The organism is Acetivibrio cellulolyticus CD2, assembly GCF_000179595.2.
Lineage (GTDB): Bacteria > Bacillota > Clostridia > Acetivibrionales > Acetivibrionaceae > Acetivibrio > Acetivibrio cellulolyticus.
Window position 1 is genome coordinate 1994478 of sequence record NZ_JH556653.1, and the last position, 18932, is coordinate 2013409.

The window sequence follows — 18932 nt, forward strand, 5'->3', positions numbered from 1 at the left end:
AAACTAATTCAAAAGAGTCGTATCATTATCAAGACTTTCCTGTAAATTCGTCACTATATCCCACCAGTTTGTAAGAGTTTTTCCATTATAGATCAATCCATTATCAAATCCCGGAATATTCTGCAACCAGTAAATTTTCCAATAAGAATCAGGCCCAACAGTTGTTTCATACTTTCCTTTATAATTATTATATATGCTTTTTAGACTTAATTTGGAATAATAATTGGCCCATAAACCCTCATTGACTTGATTTATCTTTCCATAACCATCCGGATTCCAGTTTCCAATGTCGGATGATACATATCTCATGTTTCTTCCATAGAACTGATATTCAAACCTGGCATTTGGAGGACAGTGAGTCCAGCCACATCTTGATGGTTCTTTAGCATTGTCACCGACAAAAACATTGTTAAACAATTTAGCATTATCAATATTCGCTAGTACACTTTCAAAATGATGTGTATAGTTTTCAAGGTCAGTACCTGTGTCCCTTGTAAGGTTTAAACCAAAAACTACATATGTTTTACCTTCAACTTCTGGCAAACCATCATGCACACATCCATTTGTAATGCTGCCATGTTTGCTTGCCATGTTTGATTCAAACCATTCAAAGCCATCCTTGTCATATCCAAATAACCATATATCTGTTACACCCTGGTTTAGCAAATATTCGTAATTAATGTCTTCCATAATTTGCTTATAATCAATACTGCCATCCTCAGACGTTGGAATTTGACCATTTAGTCCAATTTTATCTCTACTTTTATCTAGCTCATAGATAACAGAAGGCTGGGCTTCTGAATTTTTATACCCCTGATACTTAGATGCTTCCTCAAGACAAGTCTTAAGATTCTGTGATCTAGCCTCTACTATTTCCTCAATTTCAGCGTAAGACTTATCATTTAATTCATCAACAGTTGAATCAACATACCCATTCCCATCTGAATCCATTTTGTAAAGAACTCTCGCTACTTTTACAGTCCTTTGCGTAAACACAGGAGCAGCATTTGTTGTAACGAAAAGAGCCTGGCTATGATTAGACAAATTATATGAATTATCAATAGCTCTGACGGTATATGTATATTCAGTATTAGGCTTAAGGTCTATGTCAGTGTATTTACAATCTGTAACAGTTGCAACTTTCATAGCATTACGGAACACTTCATATCCACTGTAGTTTGAATTATTTGCCGACCATTTAAGAGAAATTGCTTTGTCTGTTTTTGTTGTAAACGTCAACCCTTCAGGACTACCAAATAAAGTAGCTTCTCCTGTTGCCGGGTATAAACAATTTCTAGGAACAATTTGCGTTCTAGTCACAGCAACTCCAAATACTGCTTTATCGTTTTTGTTAGTATTGGTTACATTTGCAACAGTACGAATATACTTCTTGGTTCCTTCATACCTGATCTTGCCTGTCCCATAAGGTACACTTCTCACATCTGTCCATACAGATCCATCATTTGAATCCTGCAATTTGATTGATACTGTTCCACTATAAAGAAGATCAGGTTGAACAACCTCTACTTCAGAAGCAAATCCATCAACACGTATTTTATCTCCCCAAATACTGTAGGAATTAGAAGGTATGTATTCTCTATAATCAAGAGTATAATCGTACAATTCCCACTTAAGTTTAACTTTACTTTTGGAGTTATTTGTATACTCCAATCTTATATCATACTGTTTACCTGCTTCCAAACTTATAGTTGCAACCGAAGGTTCAGTATCGCTGTATGCCTGTGTTCTCCTTTTATCAATCAATAGACAATTATTAATCCATAAGCTTGCACTATCATTGTGATATAAGTAGAAAGTATAATCATTAGTAAACTCAGGTTGTATTTTACCTACCCACCTTACTGAAAATGAAGAAGAATTAGTGATAGAAGAATCTGGAGTAGTGCTGGTCCAGTCAAAGTCTATCGTATTATCAATTCTATCAACTTTTTTGATTATATGAAGACTGTTGTTATAATAATACCCTCTTAATCCCAGACCACTAGGCACTTTATAATCTGACACATAATCATTGAAGAGGAAAGTAGAACTAACAATATCCTTTCCCTGCTGTGCACTGGACCAGTATAGTTTTGCTTCGCCATATATACCAGCATCAGCATATTCCATTTTGATTTTATAGTACTGACCAGCCTTTAAATCAATTGTTGCTGATAATTCTCTGGAATCTGAATAATCCCAGGCATCTATAAGTTTTACATCATTTACCCATAGTCTTACAAAATCATTTGCATTCACATAGAAAGTGTACTTTTCTGAGAATACCGGTTTTATATAACCTGATAACCTTACAGAAAACGGCTTATCGTCATCTAGTGGAGATTCTAACTTTACGCTATCCCATGTAAAATCAATTTTTTTCTCTGTTTTTGTTACTTTTAAGTCTGCTGCATCCAAATTCCTATAAGCATTGTTAATGTCATTTTGGAAGTATTCAGCTTTTAAACCGCTATGGTGCAAAACAACATCTACGACTGAATCTTGAGAATTAACCAAAACATTTGTAAAAGTATCATCTTTTACAAAAGATGTTTTCCTAATAGTATCGTTAGTTAATACTTTAAAAGAATATTTACCTGCAGGACATGTTGTGTTTGCCTTAAAAGTCATTTTGCAGAATACTCCGCTTTGTGTAATTGTTTTATCACCTTCTATATAATCAGTAAAAGCCATACAACCATTATCCGTATTCGTATTACGGGAAAGCGTTGTACTTACAATTGGACCCTTTTCTATTGATGTACAAGTAAATTTGGATTTATCAAACCCAACGCTGACAGTTCCATAAGCTAATCCACCCGTAGGTACATTTGAAAGCATAACGTCCATGGTAAAAGTATCGCCAGCTATAATCGTTTTATTTTCCAATGAAACATACATAGATGAGGCAGCAGTGCTTGCCGATGCGAAGTTAAAAAAGCTGAATGTAGCCATTAAAATAGATATTACCATTAAAAATACTAAACTCTTTTTCATAAAAATCCTCCCTTTTCACAGTTCTAAAATATTTGACGTGACCTTAAAGACTTAATTCGTTTATTACCTCCCTCCAATTTTATTGTTATACCCAGTATAGAATAAACAAAAATTTACAACTTAAAATTTAATTAAGAATTTAATTTTTATTTGTACATAAAGCTTACTGCTCCCTACTTTTGTACTCACGATAAAATATTTTTTTGGTTACTTGGATACTATATTTTATATTTGTGATACACTAAGTATCATCTGTTGTATAAATGTAAGTCATGGGGTGTAAAAATGAAGATTAAACTTTTTATATTGGTTATTATAATTACTCTTATATCAGCTTGTAGTAATATTGTTCCTCAAGTTAAAGAGAACTCACAGGTTGAAACTAAACGCTATGATAAAACCGAAAATCAAATTACCAGAACAGGGTCTCCTGAGGAAGAGATCTCCGACAACAACTTAGTTAAAGCTACTGTAACCAGACATGTTGATGGTGACACAGTTTATGTCAAAATTGCAGGCAAAAGCTACAAAATGCGTATGATTGGCATAAATTGTCCCGAATACACGAAGGAAATTGAGCCTTACGGTAAGGAATCCTCTGAGTACACCAAAAGCCAACTTCTTGGGAAAACAGTGTATCTCGAAACAGATGTCAGCAACACTGACAAGTATGACAGATTGCTTAGATATATATGGCTGGAAATACCAACCGAAACATCCGAACATGAAATTCGTACTAAAATGTTCAATGCACAACTAGTATTAAATGGTTATGCACATGCTGGCAACTACCCTCCTGATGTTAAATACACAGATTATTTGAAGAAGTTTCAGCAGGAAGCAAAGAATAAAAAAGTAGGGATATGGGGTTTGGAAAAGAAATGAAAACCTCATCCTTTGCTATTTAAATATACACTTTTCTAAAATTTCTCATAATATCAAAATCAAAAAGGTGACTTAAGTCACTTTTTTTGTGACTGCATGTACTAAAAGTCGTTACCTTTGGCACTTAGTACCTGCCTCCTTTTCTGTATATACTTAAAATAAAGACAATAAAAAAGGAGGTCAAGAATTATGAGTACAATTCATATCAGAAGTTTGAAGTGCCATGAGACAGAAGATTACACTGGGGCTGATGAGTGTAGGCTGGAGATTTACGTAGATGGACAAAGAACAGATCTAAAACATGACCTGAATGACAATCAGACCTGGCAAATTGACAGACAGTTTGATTTTAACGAAGGTGTACAAATTAAACTTTACGATGAAGACTCTCCTGATGGTGACGACCACTTGGGAACTATTAATATTGACAAAAGTAACATTCAAAATGCAACATTAAAATTCACAGGTGATGGTGCAAACTACTCATTATACTATGATGTATTTGACAATTCCACCCCTGTAACAAATACACCCATCACAAGGTTATTAAGACTTACCAGCTTGAAATGTAAAGAAAACGAAGACATTACAGGTAATGATGAGCTAAGGTTGGAAGTATATATTGACGGTGTATTCCGTGAAAAAATGAAATGCAACATTAAGGATAATCAGGTTTGGAATATCTTTAAAGAGTATACTTTCTCCCAAAGTGTTCAGATTAAACTATGGGATGAAGACTTTGGCTGGGGTGACGGAGATGATTTCCTTGGTGAAACACTTATAAATACATCTTTAGGGGAAAACAAAACTTCAAAGTTCGATCTGGACGATTCCGATTACACCCTTACATACAGTGTATCCGAGACATCATTAACACTTGAAAACACTGCAAACCAGCTGTTGGACGAATTTAAAAAATCCGGTGCATCCGGTGTATGGCCCAATATTGACAAAACCCATTTGATAGATGATATCTCCGCAATTATTGCAAATCCATTGAGAGTAAATCAGGGACGCGCTCCTCTTTGCGGTCCTGCAGCTGTTGTCTATGAACTTGTAAAAAGAGAGCCTGCAAGGTTTATCAAAATTTGCAGAGATCTTTATGAAAAAGGCTCCTTTTCAACTAGAACTAAAACCTACAGTGCTTCATCAAAATTAAGAGAAAGCAAAGTCAGAAGCGGCATTACCCCTGCCAACTGGATGCTTATGACTACAATAGTTGAATATTCAAATCTTATACTCAATATTGATGCCGATTCATCAGATCTGGCATATGGTTCACATGAATTGTTTATGAAAGAATGGATTTACGAAATACTTCTTTACGATAGAGTGGATTGGACTTCCACGTATTCCTACGGTGAATTTGATGCCTTAAGACAAGCCAAAAATGCTTATGACAATGGAGGCGTAGCATTTTTTGTAATTCACGCTGCCCTAATAGGCAATCCACCTCCCCTTGTGTCTTTAGTGGGTAATCACTGGGTATCATATGCCGGAAATCTGGAAATTGATGAAGGTGAATGGTATATATGGGATAGCGGCCATGTCAAGTTCGATTGCTATACGTGGGGTTCTATACGTTCTGTAAGTACTGATGAAGGTACTTTTGAAGATTACTTTTTTGGTGTTGTAACAGGTGAAAAATAAACATTATAAACAAATATAAGGAGGCGAAAAAAATGGCTGTAAAGCATTTAGAGAATTATGCCACAATAAGGTGGACACGTAAAAATTCGGACTTGATTGAGAAGGAAATCTTGAGTTTATCCCAGAGCACTGCATCAGTCACGACTATAGCCAATTCGAAAGAGCTTATGGAAATTGAGAAACATCTTACAAAAGCTCACGAGCTATATGCTACAAGGCTTTTTGGTGAAGCAATAGAAGAATATCGCACAACTCAGGCTATGATTTATAAATTTTTAAATCCTGCCGTTTCTGTAGACATTTTAAAGGACCCAGAGTTCACTATAAATATAGATCACAATTTGTTTGAAAATTTATTGAATAAAAATATGGATTTAATAGCACAACTTGATCCTAAATATCTTGAAACAACACCACTGGTTATTAAAGATATCATAGCCATAGACCCGGAAAAACCTGATTTTATACCAAGTGCCGGCATAAAAGAGTTTAAAGAAATTCAAGTTGGCAGATCAACAAGATTAACAAAAAGTGGAAGGATAGCAAAGAACACAAGCACTTCAAACTCTACTATCAAAAAAGTTTCCCGTATGCTTGGTATAAATGCTGGAGATAAAATAGTAAACCTGACGTGGGAAGTTGGAAAAAAACCATCTTCATCTGACGTTATAAATAAAATATATGCTCAAAGGACAAATCTTAAAAATTTGGCCCATATAATTTGCAAGTACTTTTCAACTGAAGATTTTGCTGTAATGCTGCCTCACATAATGTCTTACGTCATACCTGCAGCATTAGGTGATTGCTACCACGAATTGGGTGATTATAATAAAGCCGAAAAGAATTATCTTACAGCAGCAGATTACAAATATATCAATCAAAGTATTGAGGTACCGTCTATATGGATAAAGCTGGCTGAAAATGCATTATCCTGGGGTGACATGTATTATAAAGACGACAATTATCAGGACGCCCTGAGCATTTACAGAAAAGTACTGGAGGCCCCTGGAACAGCAGCTGTTGTTAATTCAGAATCATATCTTTACAAGCACACTGCATTAAAAACAGTCGGTGATAAAATACAACAAACACTAACCACTTATGGCACCAACATCGGCAACAGTGACATAAATCCTCAACTGGCAACTGTACTTCTTCTTGTTAAGGAGAGATTGACAAAACTCAGCGGCGGTCTGGACTTTCTCGGAATACCCATCCAGCTTGTTCCCGTCTGGACTTTCGAGTATTTGCAGAATGTCTCCAGATACTTTACACAACAGGCAATACAGGCTGAAAGAGAATATATTAATTTCACAGAAACAGCTGACAATAAAAAGCTAACAAGACAGCAATTAAAACAAGCTGTTGATTTAGCAAAAGCTGAGATTAGCCTTGCTCAAAAACAAAAGGAAACAGCCCTTAATGAAAGACAGGTTTATCAAGAAGGTTATGAACTCGCTGCAAAAAGACAGGAAAACGCTCAAAACAATAAAAATGCTTATGCAAGTATGTCCTGGGAAAAGATGTGGCTAGATGCCGGTAACGCCTGGTATAACGGTCCCGATTATAATGTAACAGGCACCGGAAAAAAAGCCTACGAAATTCTCTATGATAATGCAGTCAGAAGCGGTACCATAGCCCGCGATTACGAGTTGGGTGCAATGGACAGGCAAATTAGCGAATTGGCACAGGCTGCGGAAATGGCAGAGGCACAACTTTTAGCTTCTCAATCCAGAGTTGAAGCAGCAAGGCTGCTTGAAAATGTTGCAATATTGCGTGCATCCTCAGCAGCAGAAAATCTAAAGGCCTTTGACGATCAGACTTTTACATCCGATGTATGGGCAAAGATGGGAAACTTCATGAAAAGCATTCGCGACAGTTATTTAACTATGGCAATATCAACTTCTAGATTGATGCAAAAAGCTTATAATTTTGAATTTGATACTCAGAAAAATTGTATAAAAGCTAACTACACAGCAAAATCCGTTGATGGTTTGCTTGCCTCAAATGCACTTTTACTTGATATAGACAGTTTCACCTATGATATGGTTACTTCCGTAAAAACAAAGAGTATTCCCGTGAAACAAACTCTGTCATTAGCCTCCCGTTATCCATATCTCTTTGAAAGTGAATTCAGGAAAACCGGAACCATGATATTTGAAACCCGCTTAGAGGATTTTGACATGGATTACCCGGGTACATACAGCAGAAGGATTGAGACTATAGAAGTAATAGTTGAGGGCTTGCTACCCTCAGGTGGAGTTAAGGGATTCCTGACCAACAGCGGGGTAAGCAGATATAGAACACCGATGTTTGGTAATTTAAAATTCCGCATACAGCCTACAGAAACCCTTATTCTATCCGAATACAAAATTGCCGGAGATTCTTTTGTATTTAATACGGATTCTTCAAAATTAAAACTATTTGAAGGCTCAGGAGTCGCTGGAAGCTGGAAACTGGAAATACCCAAATTTTCAAACGATATTGATTATAACTACATTACTGACGTTAAAATTGTTTTCTGCTATAGCGCATTCTATGATGCCAGCCTGGCGCAAGCTGTAAAAAACAATATTAAAAATCTGGCAGCAGTCAATAAAAAGTCAAAAATACTTCCACTGCGTTTTTCGTTCCCGGATTCATATTACAATTTCCAGGATAATGGTGTTTTCAGCTTCAACCTGGACAAAAGCTTTTTCCCATACAATGAATCCAATCAAAAAATCAGCAACTTGAGCCTGTTTGTAAAAGACAGCAATGCAAATTCCAAATTGACTGTTTGTATGGGAGTACCTTCACATTCCGAAGCAATAAAAGCACAAACCGGGGCACAAGGTGAAATTACTGCAGCATCCAACCATCCATGGAATACTCTTTTGGGCAGCAATGCACTTGGAGAATATGTTATTGAAATCAGGAAAGAAGACAACCCATCCGTAGTTTCAAATGATAAACTCTTACTTGAAACTATAGAAGATCTCGTCCTGGTTATTGAGTATGACTATACCCCGGAAATATAAGCAAAGGAGGGGCCAAAATGAGTAAAACAACTGGAATTGCAGAACAGATATTATCCCTGCCAAAAGGTGGGGGTACAATACAGGGTCTTGGAGAAAAATTCAAACCGGATCTTCATATGGGAACAGGGGTATATAATATACCCCTTGATATCCCCAATGGGCCTAATGACATTGCCCCCAAGTTAAGCCTTTCGTACAATACTGCTTCAGGCAATGGTCCGTTCGGTATGGGTTTTTCCTTGAATCTACTTGCGATAAGCCGCTCTATCAAAAGGTTCATGCCGGAATATACCGATAAAGATCCCCTTGTCTTAGAGGGCGCAGGCAATATGATAGAAACCTCAGATGGAGTTTATAGCATCGAAACAGATCCTTATGGATGGAAAATAGAACGTTTAAGCGATGGCTTCAAACTCACTGATAAAAACGGTGTTCATTACCACCTTGGAACAACAGAACAATCTCGAATTTTTAAGGTGGAAAATAACAGAATTAAAATCTTCAAATGGCTTTTGGAGGAAATTGAAGATCCTCTTGGATATAAAGTTTCCTTTAAATATCTTAGAGACGGTGAAAACTTATATATTAAAAAAATTGACTACAGTATTTATGCTATTGAATTTAATTATGAAAAAAGAGAGGACATTGTAATTGATTCAAAAGCAGGATTTTCAATCTTAACAGGACTAAGGTGCAGCAGTATAGATCTGAACCTTTCGAATTCGGAGAGCCCATTACTCAGAACATGGTCCTTAGGCTATAAAGAAGCAGCCGGCAGCAAGCATTCCCTTCTTCATACTGTAAAGCTTACAGGGTTTGATGATAATGGTAATTCTGAGAATTTGCCGGTTTTAACTCTGGATTATTCATCTTTTAAAGGTGCTAAACTTGAAAAATTTAAAGGTGAATTTAAAAATGTTCTGCCCGACTCGTTCGAAGATGGTAAACGTGAACTTGTAGATTTCGATGGAGATGGTCTTGCTGATTTACTTGAAATAAGAAACGGCAAAGTTGAAATATGGCAAAATCGCGGCAACTGTGTTTGGAGCAGACCTAAAACCGTTGACAAACTACCGCTGCCTTTAGAACTGAACAGCCAAAGTGTTGCATTTGCGGATATGGAGGGTAATGGAACTGCCGATCTGATATTTCTGGACAGACCTATAACCGGGTATTATCCACATTTACCGGGCGGAGGGTTTGGAAAGCCAATATTCTGGGACAAATCTCCACACGCAAGCCTTAAAGACTCAAATACAAGGCTTATTGATTTAAATGGGGATGGCATAACAGATCTATTATCAATCGGAAAGGATTTTTACTGCCTCTATTACAGGGATAAGGAAAAAGGTTGGACTACAGAACCGGTCACAATCCCCCTTAATTTGTTTCCACCGGTTGACATAAATGATGCACACGTATATTTTGCAGACATGACTGGTGACGGGTTGCAGGATATTGTAAAGGTAGACAGTTGCGGCGTAAAGTTTTGGCCTTACTTGGGAAATGGAATCTGGGGTGAAAAAAGAGAGCTGAAAAACGTTAATTCAATTCCATTAAACTTTATTCCTCAAAGAATGTTTCTTGCCGATATTGACGGAGATGGCTGCTCCGACCTGATCTATGTAGATTTTGACAGAGTTCTATATTGGATTAATACAGGCGGCTCATTTTTAAGTAATCCTGTTGAAATATCCCATACTCCAGGAACAGAGCCAAAGGATATACGACTTGCAGACATGAAAGGAACTGGCACCGTTGGAGTCCTATGGGCATACAGGGTTGCCGGAAACAACAAAACCGAATATTTCTATCTGGATCTATCAGGCAGCCAAAAACCATATCTTCTAGACAGCATTGATAATGGGATGGGGCTTAAAACGTCTATCAAATATAGTGTTTCCACCTTAGAACGCCAACGTGATTCCTTACTTGGCAAGCCATGGAATACCTTTTTACCATTCCCTGTACAGTTAGTTTCAGCTATTGTAACTTGCGATTTGGTGACTAATATTGAAACCGTAACAAGTTACAAATATCATGAAGGCCATTATGATGGAATTGACAGGGAATTTGCTGGATTTAAACTTGTTGAAGTCTTAGAGGAGGGTGATGACTCAACCCCTTCAATGTTGACAAAAAACATGCACCACCTTGGATGCAATGAAAAAGAGCCATTAAAGCACATCCCCGAAAAAGATAAATTCCATTTGAAGTGTCTAAGAGGAAAGGTTTTAAAAACAGAGGTCTGGGAAGTTGATATAACAGGGTCTGAATATCTTTTCTACAACACAATAAATAATTGGAGTACAAAAACTTTAAAAGTTGCAGGAAATAAAGAACTTGTAACTTCACAACTGGATGAAACCACAACTACACACTTTGACAATGACTTGTCATCCTTTAGAATAACTTCAACCAAAAACCTGGAATACGATAATTATGGAAATGTCCTTGTGCAACAGCAAAAAGCCTATGATCCCGAAAACTCTTCAGATGAAAAAATACTTATCACAAGGATTTACTATGCAGTCAGCAATGAGGAAAGGTTTGTTAATAAACCCTCAAGAGTAATACAAACCGACAACAACCAGAATGTACTCTCATTAACAATACGCTATTACGATAATTTACCGGAAGGCCAAATTGGAAATAAAGGCCTTATAACAAATCAGGAATTTCTTGCAATTGATGATGCAACAGTAAATAGCGTATACTCCAATGATGTACCTGATTTGGCAAACATGGGCTATCACAGGAAAGATGGCGAAAATGGCTGGTGGGCGTTTGGAACTTCTTACGAAATTGAAGACCTCGATAATGTTTATAGCGGAAAAGTCATAAATACCTTTGGCGATGTGACAAAGATATTATTTGAAGCCAACCGCATCCATCCGGAAAAACTAATCGATGCTATGGGAAATACGACTTTTGCAGCCTACGATTTTCGTGCAAATAAGCTGAAAGCACTGACAGATACCAATGGATCAACAATTGAAGAAAAGTATGATTCTCTGGGTAGATTGATCTATACAATAGAACCGGGAGCAACTTCTCAATTTCCCACTGAGAGTTATAAGTATCTGACTGACAGCATTCCAGCTTGTATTCTGTGTGAAAAAAGGCCCGAAAACGGTTCTTCCGATACAATACGTAAAAAGGTATTCCTTGATGGCTCAGGCAGGGTTATAGAAGAACGGATACTGAGAAAAGGCGTCGAATTCGTCCAAAAGAGCTGTATCTTCTCAAGTAGGGGTCTGGTAAAAGAGCAGTTTGTACCCTTTACTGCAAAGGACGAAACTTACCAGAAACCTCATGGAATTGATTCCACCAAATTTGAGTACGATGCCCTTGGAAGGCCGTTAAAAATGATAAACCCCGATGGATCTTTTAAAAAAATAGAGTATACAAAAAATATTGTATATATCTATGATGAAGAAGACACCAGAACTGACACAAATGCCGTCCATTCAGGTACACCTCTGAAAAATATTTATGACTGCACAGGACGAATTAGCGAAGTATCGCTAAATTTGCAAAACCGCTGGATTTCAACCAGATATAGTTATGACCTAAAGGGAAATTTACTTGAAGTATCCGAACCAGAAGAAAAAAAGACAAACTTTATTTACGATAATAGTGGAAACCCCATCTCGATTCAAAACTGTTTGACAGGAAACTCTGTTTTTGTATATGACGCTTTGGGAAACAGGCGGGAGAAAAGAAACAGCAAGGGAGAAAAAATTCTTTTTTCATACGATTGTTTGGGAAGGCTGCAAGAAATAAGAGATGCAAATTTATCTTCCGAAATGTCGCAATATACCTATAACGATACAAACAATCCCTATCCACCACTGGCAGAGAATCCAAACAATTCGCTGGGCAGGGCTGTAAAGGTTATTCACCAGGGCGGAGAGGAAATTTATGATTACGATGCACTTGGCAGAATAATAAAAAAGACAGTATTCCCAAAAGGATTGCCTGGTACGCAACTTGTCTTCGACTACTCTCATAGAGCAGACGGACAAATTTCTTCAATAACATATCCCGCATATTCCCCCGGGGCTGGCAGAATGAAGGTACTTTATGAATATGACACTGAAGGGCGATTGCAGAGAATTCCTGGCTTTGTGAAGAAAGTCGACTACAATGAAAGAGGTCAAAGAACAAAGGTTGACTACAATAATGGTATTAGCTCAGTTTATAGTTATGATGATAAAACTTTCCGCGTGCTAAGCTGTATTACAACTGACTCTTCGGGAAATATAATCGATAATTTTATCTACCACTATGATTTCGTCGGAAATATAATAGAGATAGAATCAGCTGATCAAAAGCTTTCTACCGAATATACTTACGACGACTTGTATAGATTAACCAGAGCAGTTACCCAATCGGGAACAGAATGGAATTATTCATACAATGATTTATCGGACCTCACATTCAAATCAGATGTTGGCGATCTCTTATATGATAATGTCGGCAAGCTTTATCAAGTCGGAAATGATTCATTTATTTTCAACGAAATAGGTCAGCTTGTCTCATCCCCAATAGGCAATTTCAGCTATGATTCTGCTGGGAAGCTAATTATGGCATCTAAAGACAGTGAAAAAATGGAAATGTCCTATGACCACCAGGGTAAAAGGGTCTCTTTGAGTTATACAGGTTCCGATAAAACTTCAAACATATTTACTCCTGATGAGATGATATCAATTGAGGATAACATAATGTATCTTTTGATATTTGACGGAAATCAGTGCATAGCAAGAATCAGGCAGGATAACGGTGTTGCTGTTTACCTTCATCATAATCACCTTGGCAGCACTTCAAAAGTAACCGGCCCGGATGGCAAAGTACTTCAAAGTATTTATTACGATCCCTTTGGTTCAATACTGGAAAATAAAACAACTGTTGGCACCGAAGAGATCCGGACTCTATTTGCAGGTAAGGAATATGACCTTTTTACGGGCCTTGTATGTATGTCATCGAGATACTACTGTCCTCAAATAGGCAGATTTATTACCCCTGATACTATCATACCTGGAGTTTATAATCCAATGTCCTGGAACCGATACAGCTATGTACTCAACAATCCTCTGAAATACGTAGACCCAACAGGACATTTCTGGGATGACATAGGCGATTGGTTCAAGGAAAATTGGAAGACAGTTGTTGCAGCAGTTGCTGTAGTTGCAGTAATTGTGCTCACTGTTGTAACTTTTGGTGCGGGTCTTATTGGTGTAGGCGCTTTAGTAGCAGTAGGAGTCGGAATGGCAGCCGGTGGTGTTGTTGGAGGTATTGCAGCCAGCCAGGCGGGAGGAGACGTTTTGCTTGGAGTTCTAACCGGCATGGCACTTGGTGGTGCTTCATCTCTGGCCGGTGCAGGAATAGGAGCCGGCATGACTGCCCTATTTGGTAATACCCTTGCCTCAACACTTATTTCAGGAACTCTTTCCGGCGCTGTTACAGGTGCCGCAATGGGTCTTACTGCAGGTTTCGCAGGTGGCGTAGGAACTGCGAGCCAAATATGGGAAAAAGTCTGGAAAGGTGCTTTAACTGGAGCTATAACAGGTTTCATCTTCAGCCTTGCAACCTACGGTTTCCAACACGGCTGGTTTACAGGACCGAAGGTATCTTTCCAGAAACCTACACCTGAAAGCCTTGAAACTACTTTTGCCAAATCAGCAGAAGAACTCGGTAAAACAAAGGATGTAGGCTCTGCCGGGCTCACTTTTGCCAAGGAACTTGGAAAAAGTTTTATTAATACAGATAAAGGCTATCCTATTCTAAATGTTATTTTCGGTCAAGTTGCCGCTCCAATCTGGCAAACAGGATTAGTCTCAGCTTCCGGTGGAATTATAGTTCTTGATTATGGAGATGACATATTGAAGCTGCTAAAAGAAGCAGGAGTAGAGATAAAAAAAGAATTCAAATGGTAATAAATTAGCCAAAAAGCCGCTTTTAAAGCGGTTTTTTGGCCTTGTCATTCAATATAAAATTTATGCTGCTTATTGCTACTAAACTGCATTCTTTTTCATCCACTCCAGGTAATAATCTATTTGTTCAGTTAAAGATGAATCTTTTTGTTTGGCTTCTGTCAGCTCCTGCTTTGCCTTTGTGAAGTCCTTCTTATCAAAATATATTATTCCAAGAAGAAAATGACTGCTTGCGGGCTCATAATCATTCATTTGTTTTGCGTGTTCAATTGCTTCATCATACTTGCCCTGACCGCTTTCTGCAAGAGTTAACTCCCAAAGTGCATCCAGCTTTGTGTCCGTACCAGGATTTGATTTTAAAATCTTTTCTGCCGTTTTCTCAGCTTCTTTATATTTTCCCTCTTCACTCAATTTTTCCAATGCTGTTATACTCTCATCAGAATTTGCCGTGCTGGAAGTGGTATTCTTTTTACTGTTATTAATAAAATAAATTGAAGCAACGGTGGCAGCAGCAACGACAATAATAACAGAAGTAATTATTATTACTTTCTTAGATAAGCTAAATGGCTTTCTTTCCATAAAAACACCTCAATACTGGATTAAAAAGATTGAACTGTTCTTATGAGAAAGAAATTAAGTCGAAAATCCAAATCTTTTATATTAATTCTAACACAAAACGCCCTTTAAGTCCATGAATTACAATACTATATTACTCATATTGAAGACTTAAATATATTGAAAATTCTGAGCCTTCATCCACCTTACTACGAACTTTGATTTTACCGTTATGCCCTGAAATAATTTCTTTAGCTATTGCTAGTCCTAGCCCACTCCCACCTTTTTCCTTAGTTCTCGATTTATCCGATCGATAAAAGCGATCAAAAATTTTGAAAATATCTTCGCTTGAAATTCCAATGCCTGTATCACTTATAGAAATTAGGGCATCCCCCTTCACCTTAGACAAACCAATATATATCTTACCATATTCAGGAGTATATTTTACTGCATTATCTATAAACACCCGAATTGCTTGTTTTATCCTATTCCTATCTGCATGTATATGTATTCCCGCCTGTATATCTTTTATTATTTCATGGTAGTTAACTATTATTTCCGTATCCTTGACCATTTCCTCCAAAAGTTCAGACAGATCAAAATCCTCCTTTTGAAAGGTTAATGTACTTTTATCACATCTTGCAAGGAATAAAAGTTTTTCCACCAACTCCCTCATGTTATTCGTTTCGGATTTTATAGTGCTGATCGCCTCCAGAAGCACATTAGGGTCATTTTTTCCCCATCTGTCTAGCATATCTGCATATCCTTGAAGAACAGCTATTGGTGTCCTGAGTTCATGAGATGCATCCGAAACAAACTGCTGCTGCCTGTTATAGGAATTTTCTATCTTATCCATCATGCCATTAATGGTTTTAGCCAATTCACTCAGTTCATCCTGAACATCTTCTGTATTGATACGAAGGCTCAAATTACTTCCTGAAATACTCTTAACTGTTTGCGTCATGTCTTTAATGGGTTTTAAAACTCTGCTGTTGTGCCTAATTCCAAATACTACTGTAAACAAAATTACCAGCAGATTTGCTCCCACAGAAATAGTTAAAAATCTTAATATCAAAACTACATGCTCAAAAATATCTCCAAACAACATAATTTTATATTGCTTGTTTTTGAAAGATAGTCTTCTTTCATAAACTAATAACAACTCATTTTTTGTTCTACAAAATATACAAAGTAAACGCTCTCCGCTTGTTTCCTTAAAAACTATCTCATCATCACTTCGAATAATCCGTATTTCCTTCTTAGCTTCATCAATTATTAAGTCTGTGTATTGACGTCCCAGCACCCTGTATATCGGAGCTTTTATATCATTATCTTTTGAATTCTTCAATTCATTTGTCAGTAAACTATAAGTTTTCTCAAGCTTGTTCCATTCATTTTTAATGAGGGAAATAAAAAGCGTACCACCGATAATCAAGGTACAAAAAAATAGAGAAACAATCAATCCTCTCATATATGTGGCTGCAATTTTAGAACTGATTGAAAACTTTGTTTTTCTAGTAAAGTTTTCAGTCATGCTTTTATATTCCCTCATTATTAAATTTATACCCCATTCCTCTTATGGTATGTATTAATTTAACCCCATATTTATCATCAATCTTTGTCCTTAAATACCGTATATATACGTCTGTAACATTGGTTAATCCCATATAATCTATACCCCAAATATTTTCGAGGATTTTCTCCCGCGTTATTAGCAGCCCTTCATTATTCATCAAGTACATAAGAAGCTGGAATTCCTTTTTAGTCAGTGGAATGTCCTCATTATCATACGTTACCTTAAATTTATCCGGGTCAAGTGTCAGTTTTCCGGCTGACAAAACATTACTGTCATTTGGTACATTTATTGTTCCATACCTTTTTAATATGCCTCTCATCCTTGCCAGTAATTCTTCTATTGCGAAGGGCTTTGTCATATAATCATTTGCCCCTGTATCCAATCCCATTACCTTATCTGAGACATCATCTTTTGCTGTCAATATAATAATAGGGACTTGCGACTGCCTGCGAATTCTCCTGCACACCTCAATACCACTAATACATGGAAGCATCAAATCCAGAATGAGTAGATCAAACTCTTCCGCTAATGCTTTATCACATCCGCTGCGTCCATCGTTTTCCAAAACAACATCATAGCCTTCGTGAACTAATTCCAATTCCAGAAACCGCGCAATTTTCAACTCATCTTCGATTATTAAAATTCTATATCCCATTTTCCCTCCAAGAAAAACCAAAACATACATGTTAGTATCAATTTCTTTTTGAAGTAGTATTAGTATATATAGTACTTATAATCATTTCCCGAATCCAAGCAATGGAAGCAATCCCGCAATCCTTTCGTTATAAAGACTTCCTTATCCTTAGTAACCAAAATTGCTTCTACATCATTAACTTTACCAATAACCTCCATGCCCTCATTCAACCCTAAAACAAAAGCAGCTGTAGATAAAATATCTGCCTTCATAGAATTCTCACATATCACTGTAGCGCTCTCCAAATTAGAATCAGCAGGATAGCCTGTCCTTGGATCTATTATATGGTGATAGTTCTTACCATTCACTTTAATAAATCTCTCATAATCGCCTGAAGTAACAATAGTTTTATTAGTCACTTGCAGTACAGCTATACTAACTCCCCTTGCTGCATAAGGGCGCTGGATTCCCACTGTCCATGGATTGCCATCGGGTTTGTTTCCAACACAAAACACATTACCTCCCAAATCTACAATAGCAGATTTTATACCCATACCTGCATATATCTCAACAGCAATATCCGCAGCATAACCTTTAGCTATACCTCCAAGGTCTACCAACTGGCCTTCATGTGCCAAACTTGCCATATTATTAATCCTATCAACATGAAGTGATCTGCAATCAACGCACTTTAGCGTTTCTTCTACCTCTTTTTGTCCGGGAATTTTCGAAAGTCTTCCACATCGTCTCCACAAATCGATAATTGGTGCTATTGTTATATCAAACGCCCCTCTGCAAATATTTTCATGATCTTTAGCGCAAGCCAGTACATCTATTGTTTTCTTGGAAAGTTTGACCACACCTTTGCCAGCCATTCTATTTAATATAGATACATCGCTGCTATCTTTAAAGAAGCTCATCAAGTTTTCTAACTCCTGAATTTCTACCAAAACATTGTTATATGCTTCTAAAGAATTATGACCATATATTTTTTGCGTAACAATTGTACTCATAAAATAGTCTTGTTTTTCTATAAGTCTTTCATCTCTTGTTTTCTCATAGTCTCCATTCATAATTTTCAATACTACTCCTTCGATTATATTTCTCGAGTATAAAAACAAGCTTCTTTTAGTAAACATTAAAAAACAAGTCATTATCAAAAATCACTTTTTTGATAATGACTCCACTTATTGATAAGCTCTTTACATTCTATTGTTTTTCTCCTGTCAATGCATTTTCTATCGCTTTTAAAATGGTTTTAGAACTATTTGTAGCTCCGGAAACAACATCAACTTTAAGTGTTTGAGCAGAGAGTACCTTACCGACAACTGCTTCAGCTTGTTTTCCTCTTTCATATTTGTGTTTAACAAGCTTTATGTCAGTTATCTTATGATCTTTTACTGTTACGTCTACATTTGCAGCAACAAGATACCCATTAAAATAGCCGTTATAAGTACCATCATTTACTTTTTGCAAATCAACATCAGATACAACTAATTTTGACATCAACTTTTCATATCTCATAGCATCAATTCCATATTTAGCCAAAGCGACTACTCCAATAAGAACAACCCCTGAAATGGCAATAATGATAATCTTCTTTAACACTGTCGACACTCATCCTTCCCGATATGAGAAATTAGTAATAAAATACTAACATATCATAAATATCCATAAAT

The 18932-nt window shown here is 36.9% G+C and carries 10 protein-coding genes; 4 read left to right on the top strand and 6 right to left on the bottom strand.

The annotated features are described in order from the left end of the window. Positions 1–3: 3 nt before the first annotated feature. Positions 4–2997 (bottom strand): PA14 domain-containing protein, encoded by a 2994-nt coding sequence (locus tag ACECE_RS0210825; protein ID WP_010681235.1) that lies wholly within the window; start codon positions 2995–2997, stop codon positions 4–6. 285 nt (positions 2998–3282) lie between these two features. Between ACECE_RS0210825 and ACECE_RS27240 the strand changes: the two genes are divergently transcribed. From ACECE_RS27240 to ACECE_RS0210845, 4 genes are all read left to right on the top strand, one after another. Next, positions 3283–3882 (top strand): thermonuclease family protein, encoded by a 600-nt coding sequence (locus ACECE_RS27240; RefSeq protein WP_010681236.1) that lies wholly within the window; start codon positions 3283–3285, stop codon positions 3880–3882. A gap of 189 nt (positions 3883–4071) precedes the next feature. Next, positions 4072–5532, top strand: coding sequence for a hypothetical protein (locus ACECE_RS29305; RefSeq protein WP_010681237.1), 1461 nt, complete (start codon positions 4072–4074; stop codon positions 5530–5532). 32 nt (positions 5533–5564) lie between these two features. Beyond that, positions 5565–8552, top strand: a complete 2988-nt coding sequence (locus ACECE_RS0210840; RefSeq protein WP_010681238.1) for a Tc toxin subunit A-related protein — start codon at positions 5565–5567, stop codon at positions 8550–8552. Between the two features lie 17 nt (positions 8553–8569). Next, positions 8570–14491 (top strand): toxin TcdB middle/N-terminal domain-containing protein, encoded by a 5922-nt coding sequence (locus ACECE_RS0210845; protein WP_010681239.1) that lies wholly within the window; start codon positions 8570–8572, stop codon positions 14489–14491. Positions 14492–14569: 78 nt separating this feature from the next. Here ACECE_RS0210845 and ACECE_RS0210850 read toward each other — a convergent pair whose 3' ends face one another. From ACECE_RS0210850 to ACECE_RS0210870, 5 genes are all read right to left on the bottom strand, one after another. Continuing rightward, complete coding sequence (locus ACECE_RS0210850) at positions 14570–15067, bottom strand: tetratricopeptide repeat protein (protein WP_010681240.1); 498 nt, start codon at positions 15065–15067, stop codon at positions 14570–14572. A gap of 130 nt (positions 15068–15197) precedes the next feature. After that, positions 15198–16595 (bottom strand): sensor histidine kinase, encoded by a 1398-nt coding sequence (locus ACECE_RS27245; RefSeq protein WP_010681241.1) that lies wholly within the window; start codon positions 16593–16595, stop codon positions 15198–15200. Next, positions 16582–17274 (bottom strand): response regulator transcription factor, encoded by a 693-nt coding sequence (locus ACECE_RS0210860; protein ID WP_010681242.1) that lies wholly within the window; start codon positions 17272–17274, stop codon positions 16582–16584. Before ACECE_RS0210860 ends, ACECE_RS27245 begins: the two co-directional genes overlap by 14 nt. A gap of 59 nt (positions 17275–17333) precedes the next feature. Next, positions 17334–18392, bottom strand: coding sequence for an FAD:protein FMN transferase (locus ACECE_RS0210865; protein ID WP_205410170.1), 1059 nt, complete (start codon positions 18390–18392; stop codon positions 17334–17336). 70 nt (positions 18393–18462) lie between these two features. Next, a complete protein-coding gene (locus tag ACECE_RS0210870) occupies positions 18463–18861 on the bottom strand; it encodes an FMN-binding protein (protein WP_010681244.1) in 399 nt (132 codons plus the stop codon). Positions 18862–18932 lie beyond the last annotated feature (71 nt).

Coding starts and splice junctions, on each gene's coding strand:
- ACECE_RS0210825 (WP_010681235.1), bottom strand. CDS start 2,997: ATGAAAAAGAGTTTAGTATTTTTAATGGTAATATCTATTTTAATGGCT.
- ACECE_RS27240 (WP_010681236.1), top strand. CDS start 3,283: ATGAAGATTAAACTTTTTATATTGGTTATTATAATTACTCTTATATCA.
- ACECE_RS29305 (WP_010681237.1), top strand. CDS start 4,072: ATGAGTACAATTCATATCAGAAGTTTGAAGTGCCATGAGACAGAAGAT.
- ACECE_RS0210840 (WP_010681238.1), top strand. CDS start 5,565: ATGGCTGTAAAGCATTTAGAGAATTATGCCACAATAAGGTGGACACGT.
- ACECE_RS0210845 (WP_010681239.1), top strand. CDS start 8,570: ATGAGTAAAACAACTGGAATTGCAGAACAGATATTATCCCTGCCAAAA.
- ACECE_RS0210850 (WP_010681240.1), bottom strand. CDS start 15,067: ATGGAAAGAAAGCCATTTAGCTTATCTAAGAAAGTAATAATAATTACT.
- ACECE_RS27245 (WP_010681241.1), bottom strand. CDS start 16,595: ATGAGGGAATATAAAAGCATGACTGAAAACTTTACTAGAAAAACAAAG.
- ACECE_RS0210860 (WP_010681242.1), bottom strand. CDS start 17,274: ATGGGATATAGAATTTTAATAATCGAAGATGAGTTGAAAATTGCGCGG.
- ACECE_RS0210865 (WP_205410170.1), bottom strand. CDS start 18,392: ATGTTTACTAAAAGAAGCTTGTTTTTATACTCGAGAAATATAATCGAA.